Genomic DNA, 819 nt, shown 5'->3' on the forward strand with positions numbered 1-819 from the left:
GGTCGCGGCCGGCCCCCGTTCACCCGGTGGCGGTGCTCCGCCGGCCGAGGGGCCCCGCGGGCATCCGGCCGCCGGTCCGGTGCGAGGGCACGGGCCGGGTGAGCTGGTGCGGGCGCCGGTGCGCATCGCCGACGCGGCCGCGGTGCGGCTGCTGCGTCCCGGTGACCGGGTGGACGTGGTCGCGGCCCCGGCGGGGGGCGGGTCGGCGCGAGTGCTGGCGCGCGGGGCCCGGGTGGTCCGGCTGCCGGAGCCGCTGGAGCGTGTGCCGGGTGAGGGAAGCGTCACTGAGGGGGCGCTGGTCGTCCTGGCGGTCCCCCGTGCCACGGCGGCTCGGCTGGTGGGGGCGAATCCCATGGCCAGGCTGGCGGTGACGCTGTGGTGAGCCGTGGCGGCGGCATCCGCGGAGGCGTGCGGTCGAGTCGCTCGGTCGGGCGGCGGGATTGGACAGGGTGGCCGCACCTTGACGTAGGTTGCGGAGCGCTCTGTTCCCCAGCCTGTGTGCACGACGAGGAGATCCACCGAGGTGAACGCGAAGAAGGAAGCGGCGAGCATTCTGGACGGCTTCAAAGCCTTCCTGATGCGCGGCAACGTCATCGATCTGGCGGTCGCGGTGGTCATCGGTGCCGCCTTCACCAACATCGTGAACTCGGTGGTGAAGGGCATCATCAACCCGCTGGTCGGGGCGATCGGCACCAAGAACCTGGACCACTACAGCTCGTGCCTGAAGGACCCCTGCAAGGTCGCGGCGGACGGCAGCGTCGAGAGCGGCGTGCCGATCATGTGGGGTTCGGTGGCCGGTGCGGCGCTCAGCTTCCTGAT

2 pseudogenes (1 of these 2 only partly in view) are annotated in these 819 nt (G+C 72.8%); both read left to right on the plus strand.

From position 1 onward, the window contains the following. A pseudogene (locus CCN33_RS23920) lies at window positions 1–382 on the plus strand (hypothetical protein); the annotation flags it as partial. Window positions 383–550: 168 nt separating this feature from the next. Beyond that, window positions 551–819, plus strand: a pseudogene (locus tag CCN33_RS23925) (MscL family protein) (its annotated part continues 10 nt past the right edge of the window); the annotation flags it as partial.

The organism is Streptomyces recifensis (assembly GCF_002154615.1).
Lineage (GTDB): Bacteria > Actinomycetota > Actinomycetes > Streptomycetales > Streptomycetaceae > Streptomyces > Streptomyces griseoluteus.